A 26,182-nucleotide genomic window follows, 5' to 3' on the forward strand; every position below is an offset into this window, starting at 1 on the left:
AACCCCTACCGCGTTAGAACCACGCCCGCATCGACAGGCCAGTCGAGCCACACGTTCTCGTCCCAGTTGATCGTCCGTTCGACGGCGTGCGCCGCGTTCGCACGGAGCGCCGTCACGCGCTCTCCGGGAGCGGTGCGCACATGATAATGTGAGATCGAACCGAGATAGCCGATATCTTCCACTTTGCCCGGAATAGCGTTGATCGGGCTTGCAGGCTGCTCGTGCGCGATGCGGATTTTCTCGGGCCGAAGCGCCAGCCATACTTGCTGGCCGACGGCAACGGGCTCGGAGCTTCGCGTCTTGAATTTGTATCCATCGTTGGCGTCGATTTCGACGCAACCGTCGGAAACGGCCGAAACCTTGCCCTCGAACACATTCACGTCACCGATGAAGCCGGCAATATAGCGCGTCTTCGGATTTTCGTAGATATCGCCCGGCGTCGCGACCTGCACGAGTTCGCCCTTGTCCATAACGGCAATCCGACTCGCAACCGTCATCGCTTCTTCCTGATCATGCGTGACGATGATGAACGTGGTGCCCGTCGTTTCCTGAATACGCATCAGCTCGAACTGCGCCTGCTGTCGGAGCTTCTTGTCGAGTGCACCCAGGGGCTCGTCGAGCAGAACGATGCGAGGTTTCTTCGCAATGGCGCGCGCCAGCGCGACGCGCTGCTGCTGGCCTCCCGAAAGTTGGTTCGGCTTGCGTTTGGCAAAGGGGCGCAACTCCAGCATCGCCATCGCTTCATCGACGCGCGCGGCGATTTTGTCTTTTGCCATGCCTTCCTGGCGAAGACCGAAGCCGATGTTTCCTTCGACCGTCATATGCGGAAACAGCGCGTAAGACTGAAACATCATGTTGACCGGCCGCTCGTAAGGCGGCAGGTCCGTGATGTCCTGCCCGGCGACGATGGTGCGTCCTTCCGTTGGCCTCTCGAAACCCGCAAGCATGCGAAGCAGCGTGCTCTTACCGCAGCCGGACGGCCCGAGCAGCGCAAAGAACTCGCGCTCGAAGATATCGAGCGTCACAGTCTTGACCGCGGCGAAGTCGTCGAATTTCTTGGTGACGTTTTCGAAACGGACGATCGGCGACTTTGCCGGATCCTTCCAGGGCGCAAAGCCCGATTGCGGTGCCGCTGTGCGCGGGCCGGCCCGCTGTGGACCCGCTCCAGGCCCGCCTTGCTTCGCCCCACTGGCAGTTGCCACCGTCATACCGCAATCCTTCGGGCTGAGCTTGCTGGGTGAAAGAAATTGGCGCAATCAAAAAAGGGCCCGATCATCGATCGAGCCCCATGGCACCGAGCTATTGACCCGTCACGACCTTCGTCCACGTCCGCGTGACGACACGCTGCGTTTTCGGATCGTAGGATGTCTTGACGAACAGCCGCTTCATCGTATTGGGGTCGGGATAGACGGATTTATCCGACTTGACCGTATCGTCTAGGAATTTCTGGGACGCCAGATTTCCGTTCGCATAAGACACATAGTTCGATGCCTTGGCGATCACCTCGGGCCGCATCATATAGTTGAGGAAGATGTGCGCCTCTTCCGGGTGCTTCGCGTCGGCCGGAATGGCCATTTCATCGAACCACATCTGCGCGCCTTGCTTCGGCAACGAGTATGCGATCTCCTGACCGTTCTTGGCTTCTTCAGCGCGGCTGCGTGCCTGCAGAATATCGCCCGAATAGCCGACCGCGATGCAGATATCGCCGTTGGCGAGTGCGTTTATGTATTCGGAGGAGTGGAACTTCTGGATGTAGGGACGAACCTTCTCAAGAAGCGCACCGGCTTTTTCGATATCTTCCGGTTTGTTGCTGTTGGGGTCGAGGCCAAGATAATTGAGCGCCGCCGGGAGAATATCGTCCGGCGCATCGAGCATCATGACACCACAATCCTTGAACTTCGCCAGGATCTCAGGCTTGAACACCAAGTCCCATGAATCGACCGGCGCATCGGCCATGCGCTCCTTGACCTTGGCCACGTTGTAGCCAATCCCGGTCGTACCCCACATGTAATTGATCGCGTACTGATTATCCGGATCATAGATCGCGAGCTGCTTCATGATCTCAGGCCACATATTGGCGAGGTTCGGCAGCTTCGATTTATCGAGCTTTTGAAAAACGCCGGCAGCGATCTGACGTGACAGGAATGGTCCCGTGGGCACCACCACATCGTATCCGCTTCCCCCGGCAAGCAGCTTTGTCTCGAGGACCTCGTTGCTGTCGAAAACGTCGTAAACAACGTTGATCCCGGTTTCTTTAGTAAAGTCCTTGAGGATTTGCGGGTCGATATAATCCGACCAATTGTAAACTCTGACTTCCTTATCCGCCGCCTGTACAGGCTGGCCGGCGACCGCCGCCACAACAATTGCAGCGGCATATACGGCGCACCGCGCCGCCTTCCCGAACGTCAACATCGGATTTCTCCACGGACTGGTGTGCCCTAGCCCGACCCTGCGCTCGACAACCCCGCCATAGAGGGCGGGAACATGCCGTGTCACACGGCCCTGACTAACGCCGACTATTCTGCGCAGGAAAAATGCGAAGCACAACAATATCCTTGCGGCAAAGCGAACCCGACAGCGCCTTGCCTATTCCAAGATCACCGCGGCTCTGGAATGGGCGCCGTTAAACGTCAAGCGATCCGAACGCCGAACATGTAATTTTATCGGGTTGACGGACGTCCCGTCGCCTTGAGGTTCGGAGACATTTATGATGACTATAGGATTGGACGGCACAGGCCTCGGTTAAGCTTGTCGGCTGTCCTATTCTCTAAGCCCACGGGAACGATGATCGGCAGAGGTACTTCTCTGCGATGCGTATCCTGGCGGCTCTAATGGCGATTGTCATTCGACGCCGTTTCAATCAAAGAACACCCAGGTGCCACCATGACTGCCCCACTTGGAGGGACGCCCAGCGAGGACGGCGAATTCGGCGTCGGCTCGACGCCCGAAACGCTCCGCCATTGGCTCCGCCAGCACCGTATCGAAGAGATCGATTGCGCCGTCCCCGACATCGCCGGCGTCGCGCGCGGCAAGACGATGCCCGCGGAAAAATTCGTCAAGCTCGATGCCGTGCATTTGCCGATCTCCATCTTTCACCAGACGATCACCGGCGACTATGTGGGCTTCGAGGAAGACGGCCAGCAGCTCTATGCCGAAAGTGACCTGATGATGGTGCCGGATCTTTCGACGATCCGGCCGGCCCCCTGGGCGTCGAGCCCGACGGCTCAGGTGATCCATGATGCGCTATGGCAAAGCGGCGCTCCCGTCGAGATCGCTCCGCGCAACGTCTTGAAACACATTATCGAGCTTTACGAGCAGGAAGGCTGGCGGCCGGTCGTTGCGCCTGAACTCGAGTTCTATCTGACAAAGACGAACCCAGATCCCGATTATCCGCTCGAACCGCCGACGGGCCGGTCGGGGCGTCCTGGCGCCGGCAGGCAAGCCTATAGCCTCGGTGCAGTCGACGAATACGACAAGATCGTCGACGACATCTATGAATTCGCCGAGCGCCAATATCTGAAGATCGATACGATCATTCAGGAAGGCGGCGCAGCTCAGCTTGAGATCAATCTGCTACACGGCGATCCCGTCGACCTTGCCGATCAGGTCTTTCTCTTCAAGCGCACGATCCGCGAAGCCGCCTTCACGCATAACTGCTACGCGACGTTCATGGCGAAGCCACTCGCCAACGAACCGGGCAGCGCCATGCATGTTCACCAGAGCGTCGTCGACATCAAGACCGGCAAGAACATTTTCACCCTCGGCAACGGCGAGCCGAGCAAGCTCTTTTTCAACTTTCTCGGCGGACAGCAGACCTATCTTCCGAACGCGATGTGTTTGATCGCGCCATACGTGAATTCCTACCGCCGCCTCGTGCCGAACGGCGCAGCGCCAATCAATGTCGAGTGGGGTTACGACAACCGCTCGGCCGGGTTGCGCATTCCGATATCCCCCGACAGCGCCCGCCGTGTCGAAAACCGTCTTGCCGGCGCCGACTCCAATCCCTACCTGGCGCTCGCGGCGAGCCTCGCCTGCGGGTATCTCGGAATGAAGAACGCCATCGAGCCGCGCCCCGCCGTCGTCGGAAATGCCTATCGCAACGACCGTCAATTACCTCGCGGTTTGCTTGAATCCTTGACGGCGTTCGAAGAAAGCAACCTGCTGCACGAAGTCCTCGGCAAGCGCTTCTGCCACGTCTATCTGGCGCTGAAGAGAAGCGAATTCGAAGAGTTCATGCGGGTCATCAGCCCCTGGGAACGGGAGCATCTGCTGCTGAGCGTTTGACGGATCGGGTATCCGGCTCCCCCGGTAGGATCGGCATTCCGCGCCACGATGTCTCGCATCGGGGCATGCGGATAGGAATATTTAATCTTACGACGGATTATCTTCAAAATCGCAACCGATGAAGCATTGATTCAAATTGCTTGGACTATCACTTGATAGCGCAGCCCACCAAGCCCATTGGCGCGCAATTTTGAAGTGCCGCACCAAGTCAGGACGAGAGGCGGATCTTAAAATGGATGTGAAGCAGGCAACAGAAATGGGCCGCGCCGGGACGATTCTTTTTGTCGACGACGAACCACTGTCGCTCAAATATTTCAAAGCGTCGGTTGGCAAATACGCCAATGTCGTGACCGCCGATACGCCCGAAGCAGCCTTGAAGATCCTTCAATCGGAAGGCGACGCAATCTCCGTCGTCGTCAGCGACGAGCGCATGCCGCGTGATAGCGGCGTCTCGTTCCTGAGCGACGTCCGGAAATCGTGGCCGTCGACCGTGCGTATCTTGACGAGCGCCTACGCCAATATTGACCTGCAGCAGGCAATCAACGGCGCCGCGATCCACCGCTTCGTCCCGAAGCCTTGGGACCTCGACGAGTTGTGCGCCGCAATGCAAGAAGCGCTGCATGTCGAACCAGCAAACAACGAAACGGCTGCGCTGTCTTGCGGCAACGATCAACGCTCCGACGCCCACAACGCGAGCCTTGAATTGCTGGCGGTCCTCACCCGGGAGCTCGCGCGGCCTCTCGAATCGCTCGAATCCGAGGCGTTGAAAATCTCAACCCTCACCGGGATGCAACCCATGTTGCAGATGCTGTGCGGAACATCGCAGGCCGCGGCTTGGCCGGCGCGATACCGCGAGGGCAAGCTTGCTGCCGCCGCTAATCAGATTCATCGCGATGTCGAATATTGCAAGGCCCTTGCCGAGCCGATAGCCGCCCTGAGCGAGAGCCTTTCCGACCTTGTGGGGACAGTGTCCTATTCTATGGCTGAAACGGCTTCGGAGACTCTGGATAAGATTGGCCGTCGCTCCAGCGGTAAACTCATAGAACTCGACGCCCGAAACGATTTCCAGTACCGCATCCCGAAACAGGTCGTGACTTTCGTGCTTTCGAACCTGTTGCAGAGTGCAACGGAACGCCTTCAAGGCAACCGTTCGGGCATCGCGATTGCGCTCGTGCCGGGCTCCGATTGCAACGAAGTCAGGATTACAATCGCTAAGACTGAGCGTGCGGACGGGACGGCGCACAATGTCGAACGCATCAACCGAAGCGCGCTCTGGGCGTTTGGCGGAGAATTGTTGTTTTCAAGTGACAACGTCCAAGGCAGCGAAACTGCGTCGATATGCCTGCCGCGCGTGCAGAGCGAGGCGGCGCGCTCCAGTCATTAACGAAAGCTAAGAAACGATCTAAACGAGATATTAATCTGACGCCCCAAAACTGGACGATCGTGGTAAGGTTGATCCTACAGGCCACATCGACAGGAATGGGAGCGGATCATTGCGTATCGAGCGAAATATCGACCGCACGGTCTCCTTTAGGAGCAGTCAGGGGACAATCGTACGAGGCACGCTCAGCAAGCTCTCACGACGAAACATCGTCTTCGAGATCTATAACCCGTTTTCGCCGATCCAGACGAGCGAGGTGCTGAGCGACCTTCGGGTCCGCCGCGGCAAAAATATGGTTTACGAGGGCGACGCCGTCGTCACCGGCGTCGTCACGACAAGCATTCTCGTCGTCATCTCGGCGACGCTGGTCAACGAATGGTCGGCCCTCGACGCGACCATCTCCGAACCGTCGGGCCTGACGTCGGAAGTCGCGCGCTTCGTCGAAGAGTGGGAGCGCGTCAACAAGCTCGACCCCAATTACCAGCTCAAGGTTGGTGACCTCAGATCCTTTCTGACCGACCTCAGCTTCCGGCTGGATCAGGTCGACCTGGCGTTGGAAGGCGAGTTCGGCCCCAACCATGCAGCCCTCGACGCCGCAAGGTTCGAAGAGGTAAAGGCGGCGGTCATGCCGCGCCTGACGGCCCTTATCATGGAACTCGAAGACGCCTGTCGCCGACTCGACGCGGACGAGGTCGAAAATCATAAGCAGTTGGCGCAACGCGATTTACTGCCGTTGATGATGGCGTCGCCCTTCTTCAACCGCGTCTATTCAAAGCCGCTCGGCTATGCCGGCGATTACGAGATGGTCAACATGATGTTCCGTAAGGAGCGGAGCGGCAAGACGACCTATGGTCAGATCATAAACGACTGGCTGCTCGACACCTGCCCTGCCGAGGCCCACCGCAACAGAATATTCCTGCTCGAAAAAATGCTGAATAAGGTCGCCGAAGAGGCAGCCACCGCGGATAAGCAGGTTCGCATTCTCAACGTCGGATGTGGCCCGGCTCACGAACTGCAGCTATTCTTCTCAAAGAACAAGGAAGCCCGTCGATTTTCGTTCGATCTTCTCGATTTCAACGCCGAGACACTCGACTTTGCGAAACGGCAAATCGAGGCCATCACCGACAAGCAGGACAGTCCGCCCAAAGTCACCTACATCCTGAAAACCGTCCAGGAACTGCTCCGGCAAGCCATCGAGCTGCCTGCTGCCAGCAAGACTTACGATGTCATCTATTGCGCTGGCCTCTTTGATTACCTTTCTGATCGCGTCTGCGCCAAACTGGTACATCTCTTTTATCAGTGGTGCGAACCGGGCGGTCGGGTCATCGTCACCAACGTCCATTCCTCCAATCCCGTTAAAGGGCTGATGGAACACGTCTCGGAATGGCACCTGATGCTGCGCGACGAATCCGATATGGAAAGGCTCGCATCCGGTCTTCAGCCGCTAAAGATTTATAGAGACGAAACAGGTATCAACGTTTTCCTGGAGATCGACAAACCGCTCGCCTGATAGCATGAATGACAGCAATGACCTGAGGCGCGCCTTCGAGGCCGAGGAGCATGAGCTTCGACTAAGGCAATCGAAAGTTGCCGCCATCCTGGGCATCGTGCTTTTCCCGGTCGGAATTCTGCTCGATTGGGTGACTTACGCCGATAAGCTTCAAACCCTGGCCGTTATCCGGCTCGTCTCGGCCGGACTGATCGCCGCCATTTATGCTTTGCATTTCTGGGATAGGACTGCGGCCCACGTTCGCTATCTCACCATGGTGGGCATTCTTATCGCCGTGTCAGGGATTTCGGTGATAATCGGCATTACCGACGGCGCCGCATCGACCTATTATACGGGCCTCTTCCTCATCCTATTCGCTGTCGGCGTTCTTGCTCCCATGCAGCCGTTCGAAGCGACGCTGCTGTGCATCGCAACGCTCGTCATCTACATCGTCGGGTGCTCGTTCGTTCCGAACTCCGAGGATCAAACGAACGCGCTGCTCAACAACCTCTATTTCCTTGTTCTCACTTGCATCATTTCCGTCACCGCCGTCCATTTCAACTATCGGCGTCGCTTCAACGAATTCCAGTTGAAGTACAAACTCGCAGCACAGCATCAGGAACTGTCCGCCCTCGACCGTCTCAAGTCGCAGTTTTTTGCAAACGTCAGCCATGAGCTCCGGACGCCTCTGACACTTATTCTGGCCCCTGTGGAAAAGTTGAAGAACGACGTGGCGTCATTGGGCGGCACGGCAGTAGAGCTGCTCGACGTCATTGAAAACAACGCCTTCAGGCTTCTGCGTCTCGTCAACGACATTCTCGGCCTCATTCGCCTTGAGGAAGGCCGCGCCTCACTCGTCAAGAAGCCCATCGATATGGCGCATTTTCTCAGCCATACCACGGCTTCAATGAAGCACCTCGCGGCAATGAAGGGCATCGACCTCAATCTCGAAGAGCCGCAAGGCGATCTCTGGATCGACGCCGATCCCGATGCGCTGGAAAAGATCGTCGGAAACGTCATCGCGAACGCAATCAAGTTCACGCCGCCCGAGGGACGGATCGACGTCGCTTCCGCGCACGAAGGCAATATGGTGACTGTCCGCATCGCCGATACCGGCATCGGCATTCCACCGGAACAACTCCCCCACATTTTCGATCGGTTCTATCAGGTCGACGGCTCTGCCACGCGGCGCCACCAGGGTCTGGGTCTCGGGCTGGCGCTCGTCCGCGAATTGATCACGCGCCACGGCGGCGACGTCGCCGTATCGAGCGACTCCGGGCGCGGCACGACATTCGTGTTGCGCTTTCCTCATGTCGAGCACAATTCCGAGCAGTTGCTCGGTCAATCGGAAGCATCCCCCGATCGGCTGGCCAATGACCCATTGCGCGCATTCGACCGCAAGGCGTCGGCGCGGGCGTTGGCCAAGGAAGAACCGGCTCCGGGCCGCCGTATTGCGGCCGCCGACGTTTCGCCTCCTGATACGCGCACTGGGCTGCCGCTCCTGCTGGTCGTCGACGACGAGCCGGACATGCGGCGCTATCTCGTGACGATGTTGCGAGAATCCTATCGCGTGATCGAAGCGGAAGACGGGATCGGCGCGCTTGAGAAGGCACGGTCGGCGACGCCCGACCTCATCCTTCTCGACATCATGCTTCCGGGCGTCAGCGGTCTCGAAGTCTGCCGCACTTTGAAGGAGCGCCCAGAAACGCGTGCAATAAAGATTATCGTTCTTACTGCCCGTGCCGATGAAGAAGCCAAGATTGTCGCTCTGAAGAATGGCGCCGATGATTTCCTCATCAAGCCGTTCAGCGGAATTGAAGTGCGCTCGCGCATTGCAAACTTCATCCGGGCGGCGCAACTGGAGCGCGATCTGCAACGCACCAACGTCGAATTGAAAGACAGCCTGCAACAGTTGCGTGAAACAGAGGCGGCGCTCGTGCAGAACGCCAGACTTAGCGCGCTTGGAACGATGGCGGCAGGATTGCTACACGAGATCGGCAATCCCTTGAATTTCATGGGAACGGCATTGCAGCTCGCGGCCCGCGACCCGACCATTCAGGGCGACCCCGACACCGCGGATACCATGAAGGATATTCAGGCCGGCTACGACCGCATCCATCGAGTCGTCACCGATCTCAGGGGCTTTACGGCGCCGCAGAAGCCCGAGCACCCACGGCCGTTCCCCATCGAGTCTGCAATCGACCATGCGCTCCGTTTTACGGCACACGTTCAGAATGGAATAAACATAACCCGAGACATCAGCCAGAACGGTACGGTGTTTGGATCGCAATCGACGATCTCGCAGGTCTTGGTCAACCTCATCGCCAACGCGGTTGCCGCCGTCCGGACGGTCGAGGAACAACGCCAACCCGAGATCCGCATCAGCTCGTGGGTTCAGGGAAAGGAACTTTTCGTTTCAGTTCGCGACAACGGCACGGGAATAGACCCCAAAATCCAGAGCCAGATCTTCGATCCGTTCTTCTCGACTAAGGACGTGGGCGAAGGAATGGGTCTTGGATTGGCCGTCAGCCACCGGATCATAGCGAATCACGGTGGTTCATTGAGTGTTAAGAGTTCCCCTGGAGAGTGGACCGAGTTCCGTTTCAATCTACCCCTTTCGTCAGAGAAAGAAGACCAGGTCCCTCATGGACTCGTTTCGCACTGATCAGCCTATCGAGATTTTGATCGTTGATGACGAGCCGCAGGCGGTAAAGTATTTCAAAAAAGCATTCGGCACAAAATACGACGTATTGACCGCGACGAGTGCCGACGAAGCCGAGGCTCTCGTTCTCTCAGGCAATCACAATATCGGTCTCGTGATCACCGACCAGCGCATGCCTGGCCGCAGCGGCGTCAGCCTACTTAATCGTATCCGAAACGAGCGCCCCGACATCATCCGCATGTTGACGACGGCCTACGCCGATCTCGACAGTGCGATCGACGCCGTCAACAAGGGCGAAATCCTTCGTTACATTTCGAAACCGTGGGATCTGCGCGTCCTCGAAGCGGAGATCGATCAAGCCATCACGTTCTTTCTCTTGAAGAACGAATACGACCTACTCCTGCGCGACAAGCTCAGCGCACTGCATCGGACGCTTCTCCGCGACCGTATGAACGGTTTAGCCGTCATGGCGGGAACTCTGCCCTACAACAACGCGCCGCTGACCATGTACCATTATCTGAAGGATGCGCTGGCAGAACCCTGCTGGCGCCCGATCGTTCGGAAGCAATGGTCGCAACTCAGGGTTCAGGATCATTGGCGCATTCCCGTCGACGAGACGCAACGCGCCATCAACCTGACCGAAGATCTCATGGACCGCGCGCTTTTTGCGAGCAACGACGCAGGCGCCAGCGCAGACCTTGTCGCTATTGCCAGCGCCTGTGCGGACAGCATCAATGAAGAGCAAGGCGAAAAACACGTCAGAATATCAAGCGACGAGGATTCGATCGTCGTCGCGGCAAGCCCCTTCGTGGTCCAATCCATTCTGCAAAGACTGATGGAACCGGCGAGCCGCTGGGCGGCTCCGGGAAGCACTCTGCAAGTTAACATAACGCGAAACGATAAAGGCGAAGCTGGCGTTCACCTCGAAACGCGCAATTGCGAGCCGGGCAAGGCATTGCAGGATTCGGTGCTTTTCACACCCGCCATGCAGGTCACGCCGAAGAGCGCGAGCGACTTTCTCAAAGTGGCGCTTGCCATCGGCCATCTCGGCGGCAGTGTCAGTTCTCCCCCGATGGAAAACGGTTACAAGCAGATCCACGTGAACCTCCCGATGCGCGCGACCCAGGGCAACGAACCCGCCGTATTCCCCACGGAGTGGATCGAGGATCTAAGCAGCGACTATGAGAGGTGGGTGCTCGGAACGCTCGATATCGCGGCATAACGGACCCGTGTAGATCGCGCTCCGCCCGTTCTGTTGTTCCTCGCACTATGGCGGATATCAGGCGCTGCCATCTCAAGCTCGCGGTGCAAAATTTGGCCATATACGCCTGTTCCGCGGCAGAACGTCCATGGATGCGCCCCCTTGCGAATGCAAATCCCGAGCATTAGCTGCCTAGCTATGGCCAAATGGCCAGTGACCCTGCCCGCGAGCATTTGATGATGGACGCCGGCGCTTTGCCGGAATTCGCTATCAGCATCGCAGGGTGTCCAGCAGCTTGCGTCCGAACTCCAGCATGTTAAAGCGGAGCAAGCGCCGCTGCATCGAGGGAGCCCATGTTAGCCGCGAAGGCGTGTAGTCCGGTGTGGCTACGGGCCGTTCCCACTACCTGCACGGGAGGCAGGGTTTAATGACAGCCCACATTCTGTTCAAAGACGAGTTCCTGCTTAGCGGGATTCTGTCGAGGCAAAGGGCTGCATTTCGTCACGATGGACCGCCTCCTCTTGCCCAGCGGAAGGCCGACCTCGACAAATTGAAGGCCGCCGTGCTGGCGCGGCGGCAAGAGATCGAAGAAGCCTTGAACGCCGACTTCGGCAATCGATCCGCTTATGAAACGCGGATCATGGAGCTGGTGCCCGTCGTCCAGACCATCAATTATCTGAGACGCAATCTGAAAAAATGGATGCGCCCGGAGCGTCGGCGCGTCGCTGTGCATTTTATACCAGGAAGGTCTTGCATCGTTTATCAACCCCTCGGCGTCGTCGGCATCGTATCGCCTTGGAACTATCCTCTGTCGCTGGCGCTGATGCCTCTTGCGACGGCGCTAGCTGCGGGCAATCGTGTGATGTTGAAGCCCTCTGAGCTGGCGCCTGCGACGACCGCTTTCCTGAAGCAGCTGCTGCAGGATCTCTATCCGGAAAACCAAGTTTCCGTCGTCACCGGCGGACCCGACGTCGGCGCGGCGTTCGCAAGCCTTCCCTTCGACCACCTGGCATTCACGGGCAGCACATCGGTCGGACGGCTGGTCATGAAGAAGGCGGCCGAGAACCTCGTTCCAGTGACGCTGGAACTTGGGGGAAAATCGCCGGCCGTCATCGGCTCCGATGCGAACATCGAAACAGCTGCGATGAGCGTTGCCTATGGCAAGCTTGCCAACGCAGGACAGACGTGCATCGCTCCGGACTACGTTCTTGTGCCGGACGAGCACGCCGAGACATTTCTCGACGCTTACAGAGATGCCGTCGCCAAGCTCCATCCCGACGGGATCGGCAGCGACAACTACACCTCGATTATCAGCATACGCCATCTGAACCGGCTGCGCGACCTTATCAGCGATGCCAAAAAGAAAGGTGCACGCGTGATCGAAGTCGCCCCGAGTAGACTCATTCGCGGTAACAATCGGAAATTTGCTCCCGTCGCGATCCTCGGTGCAACAGGCGAAATGGCCATCATGCGGGAAGAAATCTTCGGGCCGCTGTTACCCATTGTAACCTACCGCGACGTCGACGAAGCGATCGACTTCATCAATGACCGGCCCCGGCCGCTAGCGCTCTATTATTTCGGCGGCGACTGCGAAAGCCGCCGCAAAGTGCTGGAACGGACGACGTCGGGCAACGTCACGGTCAACGATACATTGATGCATTACGTCCAGAACGATCTCCCGTTCGGCGGCGTCGGTGCGAGCGGCATGGGAGCTTATCACGGGCCAGAAGGATTCAAATCCTTCAGCCACGCCAAGGGAATTTTCGAGCAATCACGTTGGAATCTCGGCGGCCTGTTTCATCCGCCCTTCAATCGTCTGACGGATATCGCGATCCGATATATGCTATGGTGATCATTTGGCCTCATGGCCCCATGCAGCTATTTTCAAAGTCGGTCGCGTCTTTCGATTTTTCTTCATGCGACTGAGGGCGCCCGCGCCCTAACGCTCCGTCGGATCGCGCGCGGAGATAGATGTAGATATCGTCGAGATAGCACATCACGTTCTTGTTCGTGCCGAACGCCGGCATGACAAGCGTCTGCGCCGTGTTGACGTCCTGCTTGCCGCCGGAAACGATGGCCTGGAAGTCGGAATAGCTCAGCGACTTGAGCGAATTCGTCAGATCAGGCCCGAAACTGGAACCCGCTCCGTCCGGCCCGTGGCAGACGTCGCACGTTCCGTTGTAGCGGCGAAAACCGGAGAACGTGTACCAATCGACCTTGCCGTCCGGGCCGATCTTGTAGGTCGGGTCTCCTTTGGCGTCGAAATATTTGCCTCCCTCCTCTTTAACCGCCTTTGAGGATGCCGGTATGGCCGCTTCAGCAACGCCCGAGATACCAATCAGCAGAACGCCAAGCAGAAGTGCGAAACGCCAATCAATCTTATGCGATGTCATTCTGAACTCTCCGTAGCGTAGGCACTTGCGACATCGAGCGGGCTGCTCGAAGGAGTGCATGAGAAGCTGACAGGTGTTGCGCCGAACCGCGAAAGGTCCGGAATGGCGGGTAGATCAATCGTTACGAAGAACGGCCAGTGAAAGAGTGTGCCGACCTCGCCATAAAGCGACGCACGGGCGACAAGCTTGGTTCCCAAATTGGCTATTTACTTTCTTGTAATGTCAGCAAAAAAGACACCGGTCCGGTGCACGTCAGAGGACGGCGCGGCAGGTCCATTTCGGGCAGAGGATTTCGTTCGTGAAACAGACAGTCGTCAGGGTCATTTGTGCAATCGGCCGGTCGGGACAACTCGGCCTCAACGGCGTTCTGCCGTGGGAAGGCAATTCGGAACCCGAATATGTTGCCGACGTCGCGCGCTTCTTCGACATCACCCGCGGCCACGTTCTGCTTGCCGGTCCAAAGACCATTGCAAGTGTCCCTAAATTCGCATTTGCCGACAGAACGATCGCAGTTCTTCGCTCACACATGGACCCTGAGGAGACGCTGAAGCAGTACGCCGGCCGCGTTGTTTTCATCGGCGGCGGTCCGTCTGTGTGGGATATCTATGCGCGCTACGTCAGCCATTGGGACGTGACACGCCTTCCCTACGACGGCCCAGCCGATCGCTGGTTTAACCCTCTGTGGTTGACGTGCGGCGACCGGCAGCAACACTGAAACTTCCCGGGCGAGAAAAAAGGGGCGATGCAATGCATCACCCCTCATAAAGTCAAATCGGTACGACCTTCGTAACGTCGAAAATCAATGCCTTTGTTCCTGGAATGTAAATTCGAAATCGTCGTTGATATTCTGCGCCGCCTCCCGCCAATCCGCGCCGCCCGTCGTGCTTTCGACTTCGGGATGCTCATAGGATCGCGGCTGGTCGATAGCCGCAACCGTCGCCCGCGCCGCGTTCCGTGCCGGTAATGCACAAAGACGCGTTGCAAGCGTCTGCAATTCGCCGACAATCGCCTCGCGCCGCATTTCATGCTGGATCGTCACATTACGCACTTCACGGAGCAATTGCTCATCGACGCGGCGGATCGCATCTCCAAGGGCCCGGATCAACTCCATCTCGCCATGTGACTCTTCCGTCAAACGGACGAGCATTTCATCAACGTTCTGATGTATTCGAGTCATGTATTTCGCGCTCCTAGAACCCAGGATGAAACCTCGTGATTCTAGTGGCAAAATAAAGATCGACGGCGCCACGACATGTGCGAAATCGTAATCGACAGCACAGATATGGCGGGACTTATCGAGTTAGCCTCAGCGCACAACTAAGCGCACGCGACACTGGACGTGCCGTTGAGCTCGCAGTTTTGCGCACTCTTTTACCGCTCGGCAACCCGGCGCAATCGCGCCGGGCCGATCCGACAAATCCTAGAGAATCTTGAATGTGCGTTCCGCCCGGTCTCCGGAATTCTTGAGCGGTTGACCCGCGTGTTCGATCACCGCTTCAAGCCTTGCGCCTGCCTTAGGAAGAGGACTGAGCGAAACGCTCACATCGCGATGATCGCCGGCAGTCAACGTGACTTTACCAACGGGCGCAGGCCCCATTTTTCCGGAAGAACCGACCGGGAAAACGGCAAGCGTGCCATCCTGTGGTAAATATGCGTAGGTGATCGAGACCGCATCACTCTTGGGCTTCTGGCTCATGGCGATGATGGACGCCGGGGTCGTGCTCGCGGCTGCGAGCGCGGCGCCGCTTGCGAGAAGCGTCGCGAGGAGCATGCCGCTTAATATCGCGACCGGCCGTTCATAGGGGGAAGCATGGATTTTCAACATGGCGATATCTCTCTTAACTTAGTTACTTAGCGATTTCCGCAGCTGGCACCTACCAGACTCCGTGGGCGGCCTCGGATCGAACTACCTCCGGCTCCCAAGGAGGCTCGCCGATCACTCCGCACTCCCTGCGTTCGATGTGGCGTCGATAAAAGAAACGGCAAGCGATGACGCGGCTCGCATACGAAAACGTAAGGCGTCGATAGCGCACATCTGCGTGAATGCGCGACCTCACGCGCGTGACCACGGCAATACTCCAAGGGTCTGAGCGGGCGCCGATATCGGCACTATCGATCCGCACGAACTTGCTTGATAATGCAGGCGACGAAGGTTAATGGCTCATCCGTCGCGCTGCTGATCGTATGATCCGCGGCTTCTCATTTAACCGCATTGATCGTGAGGCCGGCTGAGACCGGCAAGAGGCTTCTTTTGCCGTCGTTGAAAACCTCCCCACCTCCCCCGACCCTTTCCCACGCTGCGCCGCTTCTGGCACGGTACGATGTGATTTTCTGCGACGTCTGGGGCGTCGTTCACAACGGCCTGACAGCATTTGAAGGCGCCTGCGCAACGCTCGAGAAATTTCGCAACGGCGGGGGCACGGTTATTCTGGTTTCGAATGCTCCCGTCCCAAAACATCGCGTCGCTGAGACGCTTGAAACGCGCCACGTACCACGGTCGGCGTGGGATGACATCGTGTCGTCGGGCGATATCGCGCTCGCCCATCTCGACGAACGCGGCTTTCAGCGCCTTTATTGCATCGGCCCGCAGGATCGTGATGAGGCTCTATTTAGCGCCCTCAAGGCGCGATCCGTTCCGCTGGCGGATGCTGAAGCGATTATCTGCACGGGGTTGAATTTCGACCGCAGCGAAACGCCAGACGACTATCGCGGCCTTCTCGCGGAAGCATTGCAGCACCGCCTGCCGTTCATTTGCGCCAATCCCGATTTCGTCGTCGACGTGGGAGGAACACTGCTCTATTGCGCTGGAGCCATTGCAGATCTCTACGCACATATGGGCGGAGCGGTTTTCTGGGCGGGCAAGCCTCACCTCAACACCTACGAGACGGCACATGCGAAGGCCGAGGCGCTGCGCGACCAAAATGTGCCGCGCGAAAAAATTCTCGTCATCGGCGACTCGCTCCGCACCGATATGAAGGGTGCGGAGAACTTCGGCTGCGATGCGCTGTTCATTGCGTCCGGCATCCACCGTCACGAGACGATGGATGAGATCAGCCTGTCGCCAAAACGCCTCGAAGAGCTTTTTGTACCGGGCTCCCCGCCTGCCATCGGCGCAATGGCCGAGCTCGCCTGGTAGACGACGAGCCCAGTTACCCAGTCTATATGTCACTGCGGCTTTGATGCCGGCTGCGACGGAGCCTCGCTCTTCGGCCGCTTCGGCAATGGGCCGTCCGAGAAGCTGTTGAACACGATATCGGGCGACGTCGTGTTGTGCTGCGACGGCGTCAGACGGCCGATCCAGATATCGGTCGCGCGTGCATGATCGAATTTCATGATGTTGTCTTCGCGCCAGCCCTTGGCGCCGTGCTCGCGAACTGCAATGCGCGCCGCATCGTTGTTGAATTCGGTAACGTACATCGAGCGCAACATTGCAAACGGACCACCGGAAATCCCCTGATCGAAAGAGACATCGAGCGCGATCCTGTTCGTATTGACGCTCGCGATCTTGAGCATCGCCGAACCGCCTTTTGCGAATTTCAACGAGAATGACCGCTTTTTCGGATCAATGGTCACTTCCTCGATATTCACCAGGGGACGGCCGTCGTATTCGAGGGGACCGATCAGAAACGAGGACCCATAGGCTGTCGTGCGCATGTTGTCCGGCGTCATCGGACGCGGGCGCCAGTATCCGTCCTGCGGATAGAGAACGAGGACTTCTTCCGCATCGTCGTCCTCATGAATCCAGAACTGCAGCATGTGGATGCTGCTGTCGACGCGATCGCCGATGCGGACCTTGGCGGTCGCCGGGCGCCAAAACGTCGGAAACGTGTAACCGATGACCCAAACGGACGGATCTTCATAGAGCGTGACCTTTTTCGGCTCGCCCGGCGGCTTGAAGTTCGGATCGGAAGCCATGTCGCACGCCGTCCAGTCGGGTTCGAGGTTGTTGCGCATAGCGGATGAAAGATAGACCGGATGAGCCGCTTCAATCCGGAAGGAGCGAACGTCCTTGTTGGTGAATGAAACGGCGACGTTGTCTTTCTCCGCGCAGAGCACGGGTTCGCTCTCGTTTTTGACGTCGACGCCGAGCCCGTCGAGCGACGCGGCACGCGCCGCGGTGACAAGCGGCGCCATAAGCAGAAACGCAAAGACAAGGGAACGTAAGCACTGCGGCATTTAGAAACTCCGGTTAGAACGGTGGTCAGGTTAGATTTCCGTGGCGAGCACTGCGTAAACATCGCCTGAATTTGCCTCATGCGGCAAACTGAAAAGATGTGTCGCCATTTCTGCCTCAGAAAGCCAACTTTCGAAGGTCAGACGCTGGGTTTCACCCAGAGCGAAGTTGTAGCGATAATCGCCGAGAAGCGACAACCGCTCGAGGCAGGCAATGGCCGTGTCTCGCATGATTGTCGTGAATTCGAATGACAGCGCCTTCACCGGATGCGACAGGCCGCAAAGCACGGCATCTTCATAACCTTCGACGTCGATCTTGATGAACGCCGGAATTCCGAAGCGCGCGAGCAACGCGTCGAGCGTTACAACATCGACGTCGACCTCGTCGTCCCAGCTTTGCTCTTCCCATCCTGGTGCTTGCCCGGCACGTTGCAGAAACGCATCGGAAATCGTCGAAACCGTAGGATTGTCCGTGTTGAGATGAAACGCTTGTCTGCCGCTCCTGGCGCCGAGTGCACGAGGCAGGATCACCACCAGAGGATCGCGGCCGTGAATATGCGCCAGCGCGTCGATCAACAGCGATTGCGGCTCGATGGCAACGACGCGGGCGCCGAGACGCCGGAACGACGACACGCGATCGCCGACATGGGCACCGATATCGAACACGAGATCACCCGGCTCCATGAAACGCCGATAGAGCGCGTCCATGGCGGCCCGCGGCACGTCGGGCCCGTGATAGATGCGCAGCGAGCGGAACACCCCCTGCAGGGCACGCGAGACCATGGCGTCAGAACCCGCCGGCCAATTGCAACGTCCGTATTTCCGGCGGCGGGGAGAAGTCTTCCGGAACTCCTGCAATCCTGTGCCGCCGCAAGAAATCTCCAACCGCAGGGCTTGCCGTCAACACTGCAAATGGGATGGCAGCAACGAAGCCAAGCGTGACAGGCAAACTCCAGAGCAGCAAGTGGGGCGCAACCGTCGCGAAGGCGCAACCTACGCCGACGCCGAACAGCGCATGCGGCCAGAACCTGGACGCCGCCGCCGACCACGTGAGCCCATCTGTATCGCGAGCTTGCGCCTCCCATCCTGCCGATCTGCCGAGCAGAAGCCCCATCATAAACAGCGCTGTCCGGAGCGATGTCGTCGCCGCAAGGAAAAGTGAGAACAGGATTTCAATTCCCGCACCAAGAGTAAACCGCGCACCGCCGCCGAAGCGTCGAATCTCGCCAGGCGTCAGCATCACGTTCAAGGCGGCCGAGAGTTTCGGCGCGAGATGCATGAGCAGCAGCGCCAGAGACAAAGCCACAGCGGAACGAAATGGAAAATCCGGAATCATCCTTTCGGCCTCGGCCGCAGCAAACGGCGCGAGTGCAAACAAGACGATCCACGCCGGCACGCCGACGAACATCAGCACGGCCCAGATGAGCTGATAGCGGCTCACAGGATAAAGCCCCCTAAGCCCGATGAGTTTCAGATATTGCAGGTTGCCTTGACACCAGCGCGCGTCACGGTCGGCGAACGCGACGGCGTTCGGCGGATTATCCTCGAAGGAGCCGATCTCGACCGGCAGCACACGGACCTCGAACCCCGCTGCCCGCATCAGCGCCGCTTCAACCTGATCGTGCGAGAGTATCCGTCCGCCAAGCGGCGGCCCCCCGGCAAGCACCGGCAGCTCACAATGCGCGACAAACGGCGCGATGCGGACGAGCGCGTTATGTCCCCAGTACGACCCGCAATCGCCGGCCCACCATGCTTGTCCCATCGTATAGGTCCGCATGCCGAGCCGCATGCCGAACTGAAAAATCCGGGCGAACGCCGAAGCGGTCGGTGTGCCGACCACGAGACCCTGCAAAATCCCGAGATCCGGATGCCGCTGCATGATGCGTACGAGTTCGAGAATTGCCGTTCCGGTCATCAGGCTGTCGGCGTCGAGTGGCAGCATCAGCTCGAATTCGCGCCCTGAACCCGTCGCGAAATCGCGCACGTTGCCCGCCTTGAATCCGAGATTGTGATCACGGCGGCGATAAATGATCCGTTCGCGATCTGCATCGTGTGCCTGCCAGTCAGCAATTGCGTCTTCCTCACGGCTCGCGACGTCGGCACGATCCGTGTCGCTCAGCACGAAATACGAAAACTGCTGACCCTCACCCGTCTGGTCGAGGCTTTCCTTAACGATCTTCAGCCGCCGCAGTGCGCGAACCGGGTCCTCATTGCGTAACGTCATCAACACGGCCGTCTTAACCGTGATGGGAGCCGGTTTCTCGCCATCCGGGGTCAAAAGTACCGCAGGGCCGCGCTTGCCACTGAGCTGCCATAGCCCGATGGCGGCATTCCAGAAGCCAAGCACTGGCCAAGGCGCAGCAAACCCCAAGCAGATAAGGATCGCGCCATCGAGCCACGTCCACCCTCCACTCCCGAGGATTGACCCTGCCCAGAGCATCAGCAGGCTCCACGTCGCGAGGTTGAAGACGAGCACGATCATCCGCCGTCGGGCAAGCGTCGCGATTGCCTCGAAGCCCGCTGGTGTCGTAAGGCATGGCTCCGTCGCGACCGGCTGGAAGATGACCCCGGATATAGTTTCGCGATCGCAATCGAACGTCATGACGGGTTTAGTCTTTCGCAATGAACGACCAGCGCGGCACGCTCGACCACGATCCGCCCCGGATGCGCCGCAGCCAGGGCCAGATCATCGTCGCACGCGCGCTTTGGTACACCAAGCCTGGACAGGCTGAACTCCGAACCGAACGTTTAGCCCCGCCCGCACCTGGAGAAGCGCGCATCGCCACGGAATATTCCGCGATCAGCCGCGGCACTGAGCGACTCATCGCACATGGCGAAGTGCCGCAAAGCGAATGGACGCGGATGCGTGCGCCGCTGCAGGCGGGCGCGTTCTCTTTTCCGATCAAATACGGTTATTCGGCGGCTGGCATTGTGACAGTGGGGCCTGACAAGCTCATTGGGCGCCGCGTCTTTGCGTTGCATCCGCATCAGGATCATTTTCAGGTCACCGAAGATCATCTTCTTCCGATACCGGACGCTGTCCCGTCGCGGCGTGCCGTCCTCGCGGCCAATATGGAAACGGCGCTCAACGCGCACTGGGATGCCGGAACGTCGCTCGGCGACCGCGTTCTCGTCGTCGGCGCGGGCATGGTAGGATTGCTCGTTGCTTACCTGGCGCAACGCATCGCCGGTACCGACGTGACGATTACGGACATCAATCCCGCGCGTGCGAGCTACGCCGCAGCCCTGGGTCTGACATTCACCGATACCCCCCGCAACGCGCCGCACGACAACCTCATCGTGTTCCATACGAGTGCCACAGGCGGCGGATTCGATACGGCGATCGAAGCCTGCGCCTTCGAAGGTCGCGTCATCGAGCTGAGCTGGTACGGAACGCATCCCGTGACGGTAAACCTCGGTGGGGCCTTTCATGCGCGCCGGCTGCAAATCATCTCTTCGCAGGTCGGCCACGTCGCACCGAGCCATCGCAGCCAACTTAAGCATCGCGAGCGGCTTGAGCGAGCGCTCGCCCTGCTCGACGATCCCGCTCTCGACGTTCTGGTCTCGGCGTCCATTCCGTTCACCGAGTTGCCGAAATCGCTCCCAGATATCTGGTCATCGTCGGCGCTGCCGCCGATCGTCTGCTATTGAGCCAAGAGAGATGAGCCCGACCGATGTTCTCCGTTGAAGTCCGAGACCGCGTGATGATCGCCCACTCCCTGCCCGATCCGTTTTTCGGGCCGGCCCAGAATCTGCATGGCGCAACCTACATCGTCGATGTCGCGTTCTATCGCGAGAAACTGACCGCCGAGAACGTCGTTGTCGATATCGGCGCGGCACTTCGCATCCTCGGCGAAACGCTGAAGCCGCTCGGTTATCAAAACCTGGATGCTTTACCTCAATTCGAGGGTCAGTTCACGACGACCGAGTTTCTCTGCAAATATGTGTTTGATCGCATCGCCGAAGCCGCCGTATCGGGTAAACTCGGCGTAGAAGGAAAAACGCTTTCGCGCATCCGTGTCACGCTCTCGGAAACGGACCTTGCGCGCGCCAGCTACGAGGGACAGATCAGTGGCTGATGTCGTCTTCGCGGTACCTGGGGATTTGAAGAGCGCGACCGGAGGCTATGCTTATGACCGGCGCGTGATCGACCTCCTTCCCGACTTCGGCGTCCACGTCTCGGTGATGACCCTACCGGACGCCTTTCCGAGTCCGAGCGCCGCCGACCTTGCCGAAACCGGCCGCCTGCTCAAAACCAAACCCCACGACGCTGTGCTCATGGTCGACGGCTTGGCGTTCGGCGCCTTCACGGACGATATTCTGGACACCCTCGAAGGACGCGTCGTAGCACTTGTCCATCATCCGCTTTTTCTCGAAACCGGTCTGCCGCACGGCCGCAAGGTCGAAATCAAGGCGAGCGAGGAAAACGCGCTCCAGAGCGCCAGCCACATTGTCGTCACGAGCCGCGTCACGAAGCGCATTCTTGTCGATACGATGGGCCTGTCTGCGGACAAAGTGACAATCGCCGAGCCCGGCACCGATCCCGCCCAGCGCGCGACGGGAACGGGCGCGCCGCTGCAGATCCTCTCCGTTGGCGCTGTACTGCCACGCAAAGGTTATCACCTGCTGGTCGAAGCGCTCGCACCTCTCAAGCACATCGACTGGAGATTGACGATTGCCGGTGCGCTCGACCGTCACCCCGAGGCAGTCGCGACCGTTCAAAAGGCGATCCAGGCAACCGGCCTTGAAGACAGGGTCACGCTTGCCGGCAAGGTCGTGCCGGCGACGCTCGAACGCTATTACGAAAGCGCCGATCTCTTCGTCTCAGCCTCGCTCTTCGAAGGTTATGGCATGGTGCTTGCGGAGGCGATGGCGCGCGGTTTGCCGATGGTCATCGCAGCGGGAGGAGCCGCTGCGGAAACGGCGGGTGAAGCCGCGGCGCTGCATGTCGAAGCCGGCAACGCCACTGCCCTGACAACTGCGATCGAGCGCGCGTTGACCGACAAGAAATTGCGCGACCGTTTGGCGGACGCGGCGTGGGAAGCCGGACGCACGCTGCCGACATGGCACGAGACGGCAAGGCGCATCGCGGCGGTCATACTAGGGCTCCGGCCGTGAGCGAGTTTTTGCCAGAATGGCTCGATTTGCGAGAGCCCGCAGATCTGCGCGCCCGTTCGAGCGAAGTAACAAACGCCGTCAGCGCGCGCTTTGCGCTTCGCGACCATGTGCGCGTTCTCGATCTCGGCTCAGGCACTGGCGCAAACCTGCGCGCCACAGCTCCGCTGCTGCCGAAACGCCAGACCTGGAAACTTGTCGATCGCGAAGCCGATTTGCACGGGGCTGCGAAGTCACGCCTGATCGTCTGGGCCGACTCTGCAGAATGCTTGGGTGATGATGTGCGTTTGCATAAGGACGGCCGAGAAATCGACGTCATCTTCACGGTCGCCGATCTTGCGTCCGAAACCAAATATCTGGTCGACGAATTGTTGGATCTTGTCACCGCATCCGCCTTCTTCGATCTCGCATCTGAAGACTATATTCGCGTGCTCGCGAAAGCCGTATCCGACCGCAGGACCGCGTTCTACGCGACCCTCACCTACAATGGCCAACGGCGTTGGACCCCGCACAGGCCTGCCGACAATCAAATGGCCTCCGCATTTCATCGTCACCAATTACGCGACAAAGGCCTTGGAAACGCGGCGGGCCCACTGGCATCGGCACATCTCGCAGACCAGTTTCGTCTCAATGGGTACGCCGTGATCGAAGGAGACAGCAATTGGCGCCTCGAACGTAGCGAGCGCATGCTGATCGAAGAACTCGTGCGGGGTCACGCCGTTGCCGCATCTGAGATCGGCGGCATCGACGCGAAAACCATCGTCGACTGGATCAACGTCCCGCGTACGGGCGCGGTCGTCGGCCACACCGATACCTTCGCTATACCGGCATCCTGACTGCGGCATTCCCATTGCCGGGTATCAAGCGATCTTTTTCGGCAACATCCGCTCGACGACGCGATCCTTTCGGATAAACCTGTGATAGATCGCGGCGGCGACATGCAGCGACACGAGGACCAGGAGCACTATAGCCGCCCTCTCGTGCCATTCGAAAATCTCCTTCGATAGGTCCTCGTTCTTCTCGGTGACGGCTGGCAGCGGGATGCCGAACACGTCGAGATAGCGGCCATAGGAAATCGCCCGATAGCCCATGACCGGAACCACGATCAGCAGCGCATACATCAACCAATGAACGAGACGGCTGGCGGCCGTCAGTCCCCTGGGCACTGACGGATCGGGCTGCGGAGCGCCACGCATCAAGCGATACAGAAAACGGGCCAGAACCAAAAATAGAATGGTCAGTCCGATGAGCTTGTGGGAGCTGTAAAGAAACCCAGTCAAGGCATCGAAGATGCCCTTCACCGCCTCGCCCTTTTCGTTGATCGTCGGCATCTCGTTGCCGCGATAAGTCATATAGAGACCGAGCGGCAACTGAATGAAGATCAGAAGCGCGATCAGCCAATGCAGGCCTCGCGCGGCCGGCGTGTATGTGGGAAGCTGATATCTTGGATCCTGGGCCATGGCTTCGTGCCTCGCCTGTGATGCCTTGAGCTACAATTGAACAGCCGATCCCGGCCGTCAAGAATCGCGACCTGCCTGCCCCGTTTTCCCTGATGCTTATCCTGGGCGGAATGCTATAGAGCGGCCAGGATAAATGGCTATTCAATCAGGCATCACATATGGGGGCATCTGATCGTCCTTCGGTTCGTCACGACTGCGACGCTCCGGAGAAATTGGCATGACGCCGAAGCCGTTGAGCCTCTTTCAGATTTATGTCCGCGCTCTGAAACTGCTCGAGTCTGAGAAATATCTCGCGATCGGACTTGCCGCCGCCAGCGTCATCATCGCTGCCACGCAACTCGCCGAGCCAATTCTATTCGGACGTGTCGTCGATGCCCTCGGAAAAGGCGAAAGCGCATTCGGCTACATAGGCCTCTGGGCGTTCCTTGGCCTTTTCGGCATCGTCGCTGGGGTTGTTGTCAGCATCAACTCCGATCGTCTCGCACACCGCCAGAAAAATGCCCATCTCGTCACCGTTTTCGAGAAAGCGATCGCCTTGCCGCAGAGCGCGCACGCCGCACGCGGCAGCGGCGCGACGATCCGGACAATTCTGGCCGGAATGACGGCCCTGTTCTGGCTCTGGCTCGGGGCCATGCGCGAGCACTTCACCGCCCTCTTCGGCATCATCCTGCTTGTCCCGACCGCGATCGACATGGACGCCCGTATGGCGACCATTCTTGTCGCGCTGGCAGCCGCCTATACGCTGATGAACGTTCTCGTGATGCGAAAAACGACCTATGGGCAAGCTGCCGTCGAGCAACATGAAACGGCACTGTCGAGCCGCGTGGTTGACGTCGTCGGCAACGTCATGGTGGTGCAAAGCTACGCGCGCTTGCAGGCCGAGGCCGATGCGCTGCGCGGCCTGTCGCGAGATCTTCTGGCCGCTCAATTTCCCGTTGTCACGTGGTGGGGAATTCTGACGGTGATGCAGCGCTCGGCTGCAACGCTGACGATGGTCGTGATCTTCGTCGCAGGCGCCATACTCGTCGGAAGGGGTGAGTTGACGGTCGGGCAAATCGTCAGCTTCGTCGCCTTCGCAACGCTTCTCATCAACCGCCTCGATCAACTTTCGGCATTCGTCGTGAAAGTTCATCAGCAAGCCCCGACGCTCACCACGCTGTTCGAACTGATGGACGAAAAGGCCGGTGCAGAGGACAGTTCCGACGCCAAACCTCTGGAAAATGTGGCCGGTGCCGTCGCATTCGAAAACGTCAACTTTCGCTACGGCGGCAGCCCACAAGGCATAACGGACGTGAGCTTCACTGCAAAAGCCGGCGAAACAGTCGCCATTGTCGGTCCGACCGGCTCCGGCAAGTCGACGACGATTGCCTTGCTTCAGCGTTTCCAAACTCCGTCATCGGGCCGCATTACGATCGACGGCCAGAATATCGCAGACGCCACGCTGCAATCGCTGCGCCACGCAATCTCGGTCGTCTTCCAAGATGCGGGTCTCTTCAACCGCACGATCGGCGACAACATCCGTATCGGCAAACCGGATGCAACCAACGCCGAAGTCGAGCGCGCCAGCAAACTCGCCGAAGCGCACGATTTCATCATGAGGAAGCCGGCAGGCTATGACTTCATGATCGGCGAGCGCGGCCTGTCGCTGTCGGGCGGCGAACGCCAGCGGATCGCCATCGCCCGCGCCATTCTGAAAGACGCGCCCATCCTTATCCTCGACGAAGCGACGAGCGCGCTCGATTCTGAAACCGAAGCCAAAATAAAGCGCGCTCTCGACACGCTGCGTGCCGGGCGCACGACATTCGTGATCGCCCACCGCCTGTCGACGGTTGCCGGCGCCGACCAGATCCTCGTGCTCGATCACGGCCGCATCGTCGAACGGGGGCGCTTCGGAGAGCTGGCTGAAGGAACCGGCCTATTCGCACGCCTCGTAGCCGAGGGCGGCTTCACCGTGCCGAAAACCACCGAAACCCCGCCCGACAACAACGGAAAAAGTTAAGCTCCACACTTCGTCGCAACAGCGC

Annotated in this window: 22 protein-coding genes; 13 read left to right on the plus strand and 9 right to left on the minus strand. The window is 58.9% G+C overall.

What is annotated here, in order from left to right:
• Positions 1-5 precede the first annotated feature (5 nt).
• Positions 6-1,208: an ABC transporter ATP-binding protein gene (locus tag HYPDE_RS08470; RefSeq protein ID WP_041320215.1), complete on the minus strand. Its 1,203-nt coding sequence runs from the start codon at positions 1,206-1,208 to the stop codon at positions 6-8.
• A 91-nt stretch (positions 1,209-1,299) separates the two neighbouring features.
• Entirely contained in the window at positions 1,300-2,412 is a 1,113-nt protein-coding gene (locus tag HYPDE_RS08475; RefSeq protein WP_015598009.1) for a polyamine ABC transporter substrate-binding protein, read from the minus strand.
• Positions 2,413-2,883: 471 nt separating this feature from the next.
• Between HYPDE_RS08475 and HYPDE_RS08480 the strand changes: the two genes are divergently transcribed.
• The 6 genes from HYPDE_RS08480 (at position 2,884) to HYPDE_RS08505 (ending at position 12,869) form a co-directional block, all read left to right on the plus strand.
• Positions 2,884-4,284: a glutamine synthetase family protein gene (locus tag HYPDE_RS08480; protein ID WP_041320217.1), complete on the plus strand. Its 1,401-nt coding sequence runs from the start codon at positions 2,884-2,886 to the stop codon at positions 4,282-4,284.
• A gap of 232 nt (positions 4,285-4,516) precedes the next feature.
• Positions 4,517-5,668: a response regulator gene (locus HYPDE_RS08485; protein WP_015598011.1), complete on the plus strand. Its 1,152-nt coding sequence runs from the start codon at positions 4,517-4,519 to the stop codon at positions 5,666-5,668.
• 109 nt (positions 5,669-5,777) lie between these two features.
• Positions 5,778-7,175 carry a class I SAM-dependent methyltransferase gene (locus HYPDE_RS08490; protein ID WP_015598012.1) on the plus strand — a complete coding sequence of 466 codons (1,398 nt, stop codon included), beginning with the start codon at positions 5,778-5,780 and terminating at the stop codon, positions 7,173-7,175.
• 4 nt (positions 7,176-7,179) lie between these two features.
• Positions 7,180-9,819 (plus strand): ATP-binding protein, encoded by a 2,640-nt coding sequence (locus tag HYPDE_RS08495; RefSeq protein WP_015598013.1) that lies wholly within the window; start codon positions 7,180-7,182, stop codon positions 9,817-9,819.
• A complete protein-coding gene (locus HYPDE_RS08500) occupies positions 9,800-11,038 on the plus strand; it encodes a response regulator (RefSeq protein WP_015598014.1) in 1,239 nt (412 codons plus the stop codon). Before HYPDE_RS08495 ends, HYPDE_RS08500 begins: the two co-directional genes overlap by 20 nt.
• Before the next feature lie 406 nt (positions 11,039-11,444).
• A complete protein-coding gene (locus HYPDE_RS08505) occupies positions 11,445-12,869 on the plus strand; it encodes a coniferyl aldehyde dehydrogenase (protein WP_015598016.1) in 1,425 nt (474 codons plus the stop codon).
• 10 nt (positions 12,870-12,879) lie between these two features.
• Here HYPDE_RS08505 and HYPDE_RS08510 read toward each other — a convergent pair whose 3' ends face one another.
• The gene (locus HYPDE_RS08510; RefSeq protein WP_015598017.1) at positions 12,880-13,410 is read right to left on the minus strand and encodes a c-type cytochrome, methanol metabolism-related; all 531 of its coding nucleotides are present in this window, start codon (positions 13,408-13,410) and stop codon (positions 12,880-12,882) included.
• Between the two features lie 298 nt (positions 13,411-13,708).
• Here HYPDE_RS08510 and HYPDE_RS08520 point away from each other — a divergent pair, with 298 nt between their 5' ends.
• On the plus strand, positions 13,709-14,125 hold the full coding sequence (locus HYPDE_RS08520; protein WP_015598019.1) for a dihydrofolate reductase: 417 nt from the start codon (positions 13,709-13,711) through the stop codon (positions 14,123-14,125).
• 84 nt (positions 14,126-14,209) lie between these two features.
• Here HYPDE_RS08520 and HYPDE_RS08525 read toward each other — a convergent pair whose 3' ends face one another.
• Together HYPDE_RS08525 and HYPDE_RS08530 are read right to left on the minus strand one after the other, a co-directional pair.
• Positions 14,210-14,587, minus strand: a complete 378-nt coding sequence (locus tag HYPDE_RS08525) for a hypothetical protein (protein ID WP_015598020.1) — start codon at positions 14,585-14,587, stop codon at positions 14,210-14,212.
• Positions 14,588-14,830: 243 nt separating this feature from the next.
• A complete protein-coding gene (locus HYPDE_RS08530) occupies positions 14,831-15,235 on the minus strand; it encodes a hypothetical protein (RefSeq protein ID WP_015598021.1) in 405 nt (134 codons plus the stop codon).
• A gap of 426 nt (positions 15,236-15,661) precedes the next feature.
• On the opposite strand from HYPDE_RS08530, the gene HYPDE_RS08535 reads away from it, so the two are divergent.
• Positions 15,662-16,546 carry a TIGR01459 family HAD-type hydrolase gene (locus tag HYPDE_RS08535; protein ID WP_041321044.1) on the plus strand — a complete coding sequence of 295 codons (885 nt, stop codon included), beginning with the start codon at positions 15,662-15,664 and terminating at the stop codon, positions 16,544-16,546.
• A gap of 29 nt (positions 16,547-16,575) precedes the next feature.
• Here the strand turns inward: HYPDE_RS08535 and HYPDE_RS08540 are convergent, their stop codons facing one another.
• Genes HYPDE_RS08540 through mdoH form a run of 3 tightly spaced genes read right to left on the minus strand, consistent with a single transcriptional unit; the run spans position 16,576 to position 20,185 of the window.
• A complete protein-coding gene (locus HYPDE_RS08540; protein ID WP_015598024.1) occupies positions 16,576-17,586 on the minus strand; it encodes a hypothetical protein in 1,011 nt (336 codons plus the stop codon).
• 30 nt (positions 17,587-17,616) lie between these two features.
• Complete coding sequence (locus HYPDE_RS08545) at positions 17,617-18,366, minus strand: FkbM family methyltransferase (protein ID WP_015598025.1); 750 nt, start codon at positions 18,364-18,366, stop codon at positions 17,617-17,619.
• A gap of 4 nt (positions 18,367-18,370) precedes the next feature.
• Positions 18,371-20,185: a glucans biosynthesis glucosyltransferase MdoH gene (mdoH, locus tag HYPDE_RS08550; protein WP_144061227.1), complete on the minus strand. Its 1,815-nt coding sequence runs from the start codon at positions 20,183-20,185 to the stop codon at positions 18,371-18,373.
• Positions 20,186-20,205: 20 nt separating this feature from the next.
• Here mdoH and HYPDE_RS08555 point away from each other — a divergent pair, with 20 nt between their 5' ends.
• From HYPDE_RS08555 to HYPDE_RS08570, 4 genes are read left to right on the plus strand one after another with little or no spacing between them, the layout of a single operon-like run.
• Positions 20,206-21,234 carry a zinc-dependent alcohol dehydrogenase gene (locus HYPDE_RS08555; protein WP_015598027.1) on the plus strand — a complete coding sequence of 343 codons (1,029 nt, stop codon included), beginning with the start codon at positions 20,206-20,208 and terminating at the stop codon, positions 21,232-21,234.
• Between the two features lie 23 nt (positions 21,235-21,257).
• Positions 21,258-21,662: a 6-pyruvoyl trahydropterin synthase family protein gene (locus HYPDE_RS08560; protein WP_015598028.1), complete on the plus strand. Its 405-nt coding sequence runs from the start codon at positions 21,258-21,260 to the stop codon at positions 21,660-21,662.
• The gene (locus HYPDE_RS08565) at positions 21,655-22,701 is read left to right on the plus strand and encodes a glycosyltransferase family 4 protein (RefSeq protein WP_015598029.1); all 1,047 of its coding nucleotides are present in this window, start codon (positions 21,655-21,657) and stop codon (positions 22,699-22,701) included. Before HYPDE_RS08560 ends, HYPDE_RS08565 begins: the two co-directional genes overlap by 8 nt.
• On the plus strand, positions 22,698-23,534 hold the full coding sequence (locus tag HYPDE_RS08570) for a hypothetical protein (RefSeq protein ID WP_015598030.1): 837 nt from the start codon (positions 22,698-22,700) through the stop codon (positions 23,532-23,534). Before HYPDE_RS08565 ends, HYPDE_RS08570 begins: the two co-directional genes overlap by 4 nt.
• A gap of 24 nt (positions 23,535-23,558) precedes the next feature.
• Here HYPDE_RS08570 and HYPDE_RS08575 read toward each other — a convergent pair whose 3' ends face one another.
• Positions 23,559-24,158 carry a cytochrome b gene (locus tag HYPDE_RS08575; RefSeq protein WP_015598031.1) on the minus strand — a complete coding sequence of 200 codons (600 nt, stop codon included), beginning with the start codon at positions 24,156-24,158 and terminating at the stop codon, positions 23,559-23,561.
• Positions 24,159-24,375: 217 nt separating this feature from the next.
• Here HYPDE_RS08575 and HYPDE_RS08580 point away from each other — a divergent pair, with 217 nt between their 5' ends.
• The gene (locus HYPDE_RS08580) at positions 24,376-26,157 is read left to right on the plus strand and encodes a glucan ABC transporter ATP-binding protein/ permease (protein ID WP_015598032.1); all 1,782 of its coding nucleotides are present in this window, start codon (positions 24,376-24,378) and stop codon (positions 26,155-26,157) included.
• Positions 26,158-26,182: the final 25 nt, after the last annotated feature.

Origin of the sequence: Hyphomicrobium denitrificans 1NES1, from assembly GCF_000230975.2 — a bacterium.
GTDB classification, from domain to species: Bacteria; Pseudomonadota; Alphaproteobacteria; order Rhizobiales; family Hyphomicrobiaceae; genus Hyphomicrobium_B; species Hyphomicrobium_B denitrificans_A.

Coding starts and splice junctions, on each gene's coding strand:
- HYPDE_RS08470 (WP_041320215.1), bottom strand. CDS start 1,208: ATGACGGTGGCAACTGCCAGTGGGGCGAAGCAAGGCGGGCCTGGAGCG.
- HYPDE_RS08475 (WP_015598009.1), bottom strand. CDS start 2,412: ATGTTGACGTTCGGGAAGGCGGCGCGGTGCGCCGTATATGCCGCTGCA.
- HYPDE_RS08480 (WP_041320217.1), top strand. CDS start 2,884: ATGACTGCCCCACTTGGAGGGACGCCCAGCGAGGACGGCGAATTCGGC.
- HYPDE_RS08485 (WP_015598011.1), top strand. CDS start 4,517: ATGGATGTGAAGCAGGCAACAGAAATGGGCCGCGCCGGGACGATTCTT.
- HYPDE_RS08495 (WP_015598013.1), top strand. CDS start 7,180: ATGAATGACAGCAATGACCTGAGGCGCGCCTTCGAGGCCGAGGAGCAT.
- HYPDE_RS08500 (WP_015598014.1), top strand. CDS start 9,800: ATGGACTCGTTTCGCACTGATCAGCCTATCGAGATTTTGATCGTTGAT.
- HYPDE_RS08505 (WP_015598016.1), top strand. CDS start 11,445: ATGACAGCCCACATTCTGTTCAAAGACGAGTTCCTGCTTAGCGGGATT.
- HYPDE_RS08510 (WP_015598017.1), bottom strand. CDS start 13,410: ATGACATCGCATAAGATTGATTGGCGTTTCGCACTTCTGCTTGGCGTT.
- HYPDE_RS08525 (WP_015598020.1), bottom strand. CDS start 14,587: ATGACTCGAATACATCAGAACGTTGATGAAATGCTCGTCCGTTTGACG.
- HYPDE_RS08530 (WP_015598021.1), bottom strand. CDS start 15,235: ATGTTGAAAATCCATGCTTCCCCCTATGAACGGCCGGTCGCGATATTA.
- HYPDE_RS08540 (WP_015598024.1), bottom strand. CDS start 17,586: ATGCCGCAGTGCTTACGTTCCCTTGTCTTTGCGTTTCTGCTTATGGCG.
- HYPDE_RS08545 (WP_015598025.1), bottom strand. CDS start 18,366: ATGGTCTCGCGTGCCCTGCAGGGGGTGTTCCGCTCGCTGCGCATCTAT.
- mdoH (WP_144061227.1), bottom strand. CDS start 20,185: ATGACGTTCGATTGCGATCGCGAAACTATATCCGGGGTCATCTTCCAG.
- HYPDE_RS08555 (WP_015598027.1), top strand. CDS start 20,206: ATGAACGACCAGCGCGGCACGCTCGACCACGATCCGCCCCGGATGCGC.
- HYPDE_RS08560 (WP_015598028.1), top strand. CDS start 21,258: ATGTTCTCCGTTGAAGTCCGAGACCGCGTGATGATCGCCCACTCCCTG.
- HYPDE_RS08575 (WP_015598031.1), bottom strand. CDS start 24,158: ATGGCCCAGGATCCAAGATATCAGCTTCCCACATACACGCCGGCCGCG.
- HYPDE_RS08580 (WP_015598032.1), top strand. CDS start 24,376: ATGACGCCGAAGCCGTTGAGCCTCTTTCAGATTTATGTCCGCGCTCTG.